5 protein-coding genes are annotated in these 6,904 nt (G+C 59.7%); 1 reads left to right on the top strand and 4 read right to left on the bottom strand.

Annotation, left to right across the window (positions count from 1 at the left end):
• The 4 genes from ABX749_RS16090 to ABX749_RS16075 form a co-directional block, all read right to left on the bottom strand.
• The coding region (locus ABX749_RS16090) for an endonuclease/exonuclease/phosphatase family protein (RefSeq protein ID WP_372896873.1) at positions 1 to 584 on the bottom strand (584 nt) is incomplete at its 3' end.
• Between the two features lie 6 nt (positions 585 to 590).
• Entirely contained in the window at positions 591 to 1,448 is an 858-nt protein-coding gene (locus ABX749_RS16085; protein ID WP_372896872.1) for a hypothetical protein, read from the bottom strand.
• A 78-nt stretch (positions 1,449 to 1,526) separates the two neighbouring features.
• Positions 1,527 to 2,975, bottom strand: a complete 1,449-nt coding sequence (locus ABX749_RS16080) for a DUF1501 domain-containing protein (protein WP_372896871.1) — start codon at positions 2,973 to 2,975, stop codon at positions 1,527 to 1,529.
• Between the two features lie 150 nt (positions 2,976 to 3,125).
• On the bottom strand, positions 3,126 to 6,113 hold the full coding sequence (locus tag ABX749_RS16075; protein ID WP_372896870.1) for a PSD1 and planctomycete cytochrome C domain-containing protein: 2,988 nt from the start codon (positions 6,111 to 6,113) through the stop codon (positions 3,126 to 3,128).
• Positions 6,114 to 6,335: 222 nt separating this feature from the next.
• Between ABX749_RS16075 and ABX749_RS16070 the strand changes: the two genes are divergently transcribed.
• On the top strand, positions 6,336 to 6,904 hold a 569-nt coding region (locus ABX749_RS16070; protein WP_372896869.1), incomplete at its 3' end, for an MFS transporter.

Below are 6,904 nucleotides of genomic sequence, written 5' to 3'. Positions count from 1 at the left end.
TCTTGAGGCAACTTGCCCAGACGCTCGGCCAACAGTTTCCCACTTTCGGCCCGCGCTTTCGCGCCTCGATGATCGAAGTGGGTGTTTGCGACATACAACTCGGCGCCATTTCGTCGGTCGCGAAAATGAATCCAGGTGCAGGTCCGTGGCAGTGCCGCGTCCCAGCCTTTGACACCGACCGCTTCGGGAGTCTCGCTCAGCCAAAAGGTTCCCTTGTCGAGCACTTCGAACTTGTCTTGACGATAAAAGATCGGCGCGTGCTCCCCGCCGCTTTTTCCATCGTCGCGACCGACGCCGTAGGATTCAAAGTCTGACAAGCCGGCTCGCAGTTGGGCGAACTGGGGTTCGGTGACTTCTTGCAACCCGATGATGTCGTTGCCGCGACAGTACTCAATCACAAACTCTTGGCGATTGGGCCAAATGTCATCCCCATCGTTCGGGTTGGCAAAGCGGATGTTGTAGGTCGCGACCTTCACCTGCTGCGTGGCCTGGTCGGCGGCGTCGGGGACTTGGGCAACCGCGGGAGCGATCAGAGACAGGAAGAACGAAGCAAACAGAGACACGAACAACGGTGGGCGAAACATGGTGGGCTACAACGATTCGGGGAAATCAGTTTGAAACCGCCGGATCAACGCTTGCGTGTCCGCCGGTACGACGTACAGCTTACCTCGAATGTGTTTCGTCTGCCCCGGCGCCAAACCACCGATGCGAAAATCGTTGTGCATGCAGGTGATCACACCTTGAAAGATCTCCTGGTAGGGGTGCCAGGCGACCGCCAAAATCATTTTCTCGTCGGCGGAATAGCATCCGGTCAAACCGCTGGAGGGAACGACATCACTGAGCGGACGCGGATTGACGTCGTCGCGGTCGACGTGTTCGGGGGCGTAGACTTGGCCGGGAACGTAGCGCGCCTTGAGCGCCCATGGCGATGTCGGAAGTCGGGTCAGTGTTCCATCGACCATCAGGAAACAATTCCTGATGTAAGGCGGATAGACGTCGCGGGCGTTGGCAGGATCCGCGCCGGTGAAACGGTCCACCCGCATGCAGGGTTGTGCCCAATGGGCCTCGGATGCTTTGTCGGTCGGGTTGGTCGCCGTCAGCTCAAACGTCACTTCGTCTTCGCCTGCGAGGATCACGTGATCGACGATCACGCCGTCGATCAAGGTGTCACGGATTTCGATTCGTTTGCGATCCGGCGTCGCCTTGATCAATTCACTGGTGTGCTTGATCACTGTTTCACTCCAGTCTCGATCGGTCGATCCGGGACGGCAATAAGCTTCCAGATAGTGTGTGCGAATGAAGTCGCCGGGGATTTTTGGCCCGTGGACATCCAGGTAACGACCATCCCATTGGATCGTCAGCCCGGTCGCGGGGGACTCAGCCCGGATTGTGACTGCAGGGGTGGTCGTCGAAAGCAACGCAAGGCCGACAAGTAGAATCCGTGTCATGGCGAATTGCCTGTGTGTGAGAGGGTGAACGCGATCGCGTCGATGATGAACCAAGTCAGCGATCGACAGGCTGGAGGCTTATCCGAGGATGGGTTCGACGATCTCTCCGTGAACGTCGGTCAAACGAAAACGTCGGCCTTGGTAGCGGTAGGTCAATCGTTCGTGGTCGATGCCCAGCAAATGCAGGATCGTGGCTTGGAAATCATGGACGCTGACGCCATCGGCGGCCACGCTAAATCCGAATTCGTCGGACTCCCCATACGTGACGCCGGGCTTGATGCCCCCGCCGGCCATCCACAGCGTGAACACATACGGATGATGGTCGCGGCCCCAACGTTGGGTGTCTTCGATTTTCCCTTGCAAGAACGGAGTGCGGCCGAATTCGCCGCCCCAGATCACCAGCGTGTCGTCCAACAACCCACGCTGTTCCAAGTCTTTAACGAGCGCAGCCGAAGGGGCGTCGGTGTCACGACATTGGACTTCCAATTGGCTATTCAGGTTTCGGTGCTGGTCCCAGCCGGCATGCATCAATTGGATGAATCGGGTGCCGCGTTCGGCCAGTCGACGCGCGATCAAACAGTTGTAGGCATACGAGCCCTTGCGTGTGACGTCGGCGCCGTACATCGCGAGCGTCGATTCGGATTCCGTCGACAGATCGGTCAGCTCCGGAACCGAGGCTTGCATGCGATAGGCCATTTCATACTGTTTGATCCGCGTCGCAATTTCCGGATCGCCGACCACATCGAGCTGTCCTTGGTTGAGCACGGCGAGGTCGTCCAACATGCCCCGACGACGATCACGATTCATCCCGGGCGGATCGGACAGGTACAACACCGGATCGCCGCTGCCACGAAACTTGACGCCTTGATGCACCGTCGGCAGAAAGCCGCTGCCCCAGTAATAGTCGTAAAAGATCTGTCCACACGACGCTTCCTTGTCACGCGAGGTCATGGCGACAAACGCAGGCAGTTCTTCGGTTTCGCTGCCGAGACCGTAGCTGAGCCAAGCCCCCATGCTCGGCCGGCCGGGGCGTTCATCGCCGGTCAGAAAATACGTGATCGCCGGAGCGTGATTGACCTGCGTCGTGTGCATCGATTTGATGAAACACAGCTTGTCGGCAATCTTTGCCGTTTCGGGAAGAAAGCTGGAAACCGTCGCTCCGCTTTGCCCGTGACGGGCGAACGTCGTGATCTCCTTCAGACAGGGACGCGCGGTCTGGCCGCCGGTCATCGTGCTGAATCGGGCGCCGCCGACGACCGAATCGGGGATCTGTTGGCCGTGCAGCTTGGTCAACATCGGTTTGTGATCAAACAGATCGACGTGCGACGGGGCACCGTTCTGAAGCAAATAAATCACCCGCTTTGCCTTGGCCGGATAGTGCGGCAACGTCGGCAATCCGCCCGCACCACTGGCGGCGCGGTTCCCCAACAACGTCGCCAAGGCCGCCAGCCCGACTCCGGTCCCGGCCGAACCGAAGAACTGGCGACGCGTCTGATTCATCGGATGCATGTTAAAGGGCTGTGTCATGGTGCGCGGTTCATAGCGACGGGTGGAACGAATGTGAGAGACCGTTTCGGACTCAAAGGCTGAATGGATCGTAGCGGTAGGACGCAAACCCTTCCGGTTTTGCAGCACCGGACGGCTCGCGCCGTTCCGCTAAAGTTCACTGACGGCCGCTTACGGTTTCGATAACGTTTCATCCAGGTTCAATAGGATGGAGCAGACGACGGTGTAGGCGGCATGCTCGGCGGGGTCGAGTTGTGGATCACGCGGCGACTGTCCCACCGACAGCAACTGCAGCGCGTCATCGGGGTTGGACTCAAAATCGCGGCGCAGTTGTTCGACGCGGTTTTTCAAAACCGCCAACTCACGGTCCTTGGGTTTCCGCGCCGTGGCCAATCGAAACGCATAACCCAAGCGTGCTGTCTGGGACTCTTTTTCCTGAAGCACGCGCTGGGCCATCATCCGGGCCGATTCCACAAACGTGGTCTCGTTGAGTGTCGTTAGTGCGTGCAGCGGAGTGTTGGTCCGGGTCGGTTTGACTTCACACGTTTGCCGTTTGGCTCCGTCAAAAAACATGGTCGGCCCGACGATTCGGCGCCAGAAGATGTACAGGCTGCGGCGATAAAGTTTTTCACCGGAGTCGGGGGTGTAGCGGATCTTTCCGAACGTGGCTTCGGCCCAAATGCCCTCGGGTTGGTACGGCTTGACCGCGGGGCCGCCCAGTTCGGGACTCAACAGGCCGCTGACCGACAATGCCTGATCGCGGAGCATCCAGGAGGGAAGGCGGTAGCGTGGCGCCCTGGCAAACCATTTGTTCTGTGGGTCGGATTGAAGCGATTCCTGGGTGAACTTGGATGATTGTCGATAGGTCGCACTCATCACGATCAGCTTGTGCAGTTGTTTGACGTTCCAGCCGCTTTGGACAAAGTGGGTGGCCAGCCAGTCCAGCAGATCCGGATGGGTCGGGCGATCGCCTTGCAAGCCAAAATCTTCCGTGGATTCGACGATGCCGCGCCCGAAGAACGTTTGCCAATAGCGATTCACGGTCACGCGTGCGGTCAGCGGATTGGCCGGAGACACCAGCCAGCGGGCGAGCGTCAACCGGTTGCGGGGGGCATCATCCGGCAACGGCGGAAGCGCCGCCGGCGTGCCGGGTTGCACGGCCACATCGGTCGGCTTGTCGTAGCCGCCGCGTTCCAAAATCAGCGTTTGGCGACGCCGATCACTCGGCAAGTCATCCATCACCATCACCGTGACCGCTTGCTTGTCCAACGCGTCGAGTTGTTTTTTCAGCTGATCACGCCGCGGCGCAAGCGTCTTCCATTGGGGCCAGTGGTTGGACCGGAAGTGTTCTCGCAAAACGTTGCGTTGATCCGGCGTTTGTTTCTGCGGCTCTGTCTTGACCGCGGCGACCACTTCGGTCGGCAACCCGAAAACCGATTCGGCGGTCTTGTTGAAATAAAAACCGCCGATCCCTCCAGTGTTGACGATCTTGATCAGCAACTCGTTCTCGCCGGGCGCCAGTTCGATCTGCAACCGTTCTTGATCGGCGGCCGCCGCCCTGGCGGTAAAGTTCGCCAGCACTTCTTTGCCGCCGAAGAAGACTTTGATGGCGTCGTCGCTGCCGAGAGACAGTTGCAGCGTGCGTTTGGAGGACGATTCGATCTTGCGATAGAAATACGTCGCGCCGACGGTGTCCGGCAAGGGCTGCACGACGCCGTCTTTGATGTCTTCGCGTTTTTTCCACGTGAGCTCGCCGACGGTTGAGGTAAGCTCGACACCGGATTCGGGACCGAGATCCTGGTCAAAGGCTCGCCGCCCGTCGGCCGGGATCGGTCCCAATTGCCACCACGGTCCCAGTTTTGCCGAACCGCTGTCGGACGCCAGCTTGGCACGCAACTCGATTTCCCATGCGGCTTGGTCGTTGTCCAGGTCGGGACGCGGTGCAGTTAGTTCGGCTTCAATCGATTGCAGTTCCGCCGCGACGTCGTCTCGTCGCTGACGCTGATCCTCGTCCAGGTAGTTCAGCACCGGCGGCGTCTTGCCGCGACCGCTGCGTCCGGTTTCCGAAGTGTTGTCGAAAAACGCGTAGAATTGAAAGTATTCCTTCAGCGAGATCGGATCGAACTTGTGGTCGTGACAACGACAGCAGGTCATCGTCAGACCCAGCCAAACGGTGCCGGTCGTTTCCGCGCGATCGAAGACGTTTTCGACACGCGTCTCTTCGGCGATCCGTCCGCCTTCTCCGTTGAACATGTGATTGCGATTGAACCCCGTCGCCAAAATCTGTTCGGGCGTCGGATTGTCCAGCAGGTCGCCGGCGAGCATTTCGATCGTGAACTGATCAAAGGGCATGTTGGCGTTGAGTGCATCGACCAACCAATCACGCCACGGCCACATGGTTCGTGTCGGGTCGCCTTGAAAGCCATCGGTGTCGGCGTAGCGGGCGGCGTCGAGCCAGTCCCACGCCATCCGTTCGCCGTAGCGTGGCGAGGCCAACAGTCGATCGACCAACCGTTCGTAGGCGTCATCGGATTTGTCGGCCAAAAACGCGTCGACTTCTTGTGGGGTCGGTGGCAACCCGGTCAAGTCCAAGGTGACGCGGCGAATCAACGTTTCGCGATCCGCTTCCGCTTGCGGCGAGACTCCCGCCGCGATCGCCCGGGCTCGGATGAACCGATCGATTTCATTTCGTGACCACGACGACGGGTCCTCTGGGACATCGGGCATGTTCGGGATTACGAAGGACCAATGTTCCGACCAAGTGGCACCCGACTGGACCCACGTTTGCAAGATCTTTTTTTCCCGCTCGGTCAGGGTGAGCTTGGAATCCGGCGGCGGCATGACTTCGTCGGGATCACTCGACAGCACTCTCCTCAGCCCTTCACTGTTCTCCGGGTCGTGGGGGACAAAGGCGGCGTACCCGCCCAGATCAGCCCGCGCCCCTTCGACGGTGTCCAACCGCAAGTCCGCTTCACGGGTCGCTTCGTCGGGACCGTGGCACTGGAAACATTTGTCCGAAAGGATCGGGCGGACTTGGGAATCAAAGTCGACGTCGGCAGCAGCGACGTTGCGAACAGTGCCGTCAAGAACAGTGCCGTCAAGAACACCACATAGCGGGGCGAGGACGGTGACCAGAATCGTGCAGGACAGGCGAGACATGAAAAGACGGCGGGCGTTTCGGGCGGAAGGCGGGGATGGAGTCCATTGTAGCCTGCCAGACCAGCAGATGTTCAGTCGCTACCTTTGCTGCCAAGACTCAGCGGGGCCTGTGCCAGCGGGGCCTGTGCCAGCCGCCAGACGCGAACCTGGGGGGCCCTGGTCATGTCCTGTTGGGATCATTTCTGTTTCGACCGGATGGACCTGGCGACGAGGCCGTGACGTATGTTCCGTGATTACCTTCAATTACCCCTACCGGTACGCATCCTATGCTTGGGATCGCTGATCAACCGCGCGGGGTCGTTCGTGTTGGTGTTTCTGTCGATCTATGCGAGCGAACAACTCGGGTTCGGCGTGCCGTTTGCCACCGCGTGTATCGGCGTGCTGGGCTTGGGCTCGATGGCCGGGTCGTTGCTCGGTGGGCATTTGGCTGACAAAGTTGGACGGCGTGGCGTGATGTTGCTGGCGCTGTTCGGTGGCGCCGCGATTCTGTTGTTGCTTTCGACGGTGACGAACCGTTGGTTGTTCATGCTGTCGGTCGGGGTGTTCGCCTTGGTGGCGGACCTGTATCGGCCGGCCGCCGCTGCGATGATCGCGGATCTCGTGTCGATCGATCGCCGACCGCATGCGTTCGCCCTGATGTACATCTCCGTCAATCTGGGGTTTGCGATCGCGCCACCGATCGGTGGGCTGCTGGCCGGTTACTCGTTCGAGTGGCTGTTCTGGATCGATGCCGCTTCGATGATCGCGTACGGCGGGATCATTGCGCTGACGATCGAAGAAACCCATCAACG

It is taken from the genome of Stieleria sp., from assembly GCF_041595215.1.
In the GTDB taxonomy this organism is placed as follows: domain Bacteria; phylum Planctomycetota; class Planctomycetia; order Pirellulales; family Pirellulaceae; genus Stieleria; species Stieleria magnilauensis.
The sequence above is the reverse complement of the archived record's forward strand: the minus strand, read 5'-3'. Positions and strand labels throughout refer to the sequence as shown.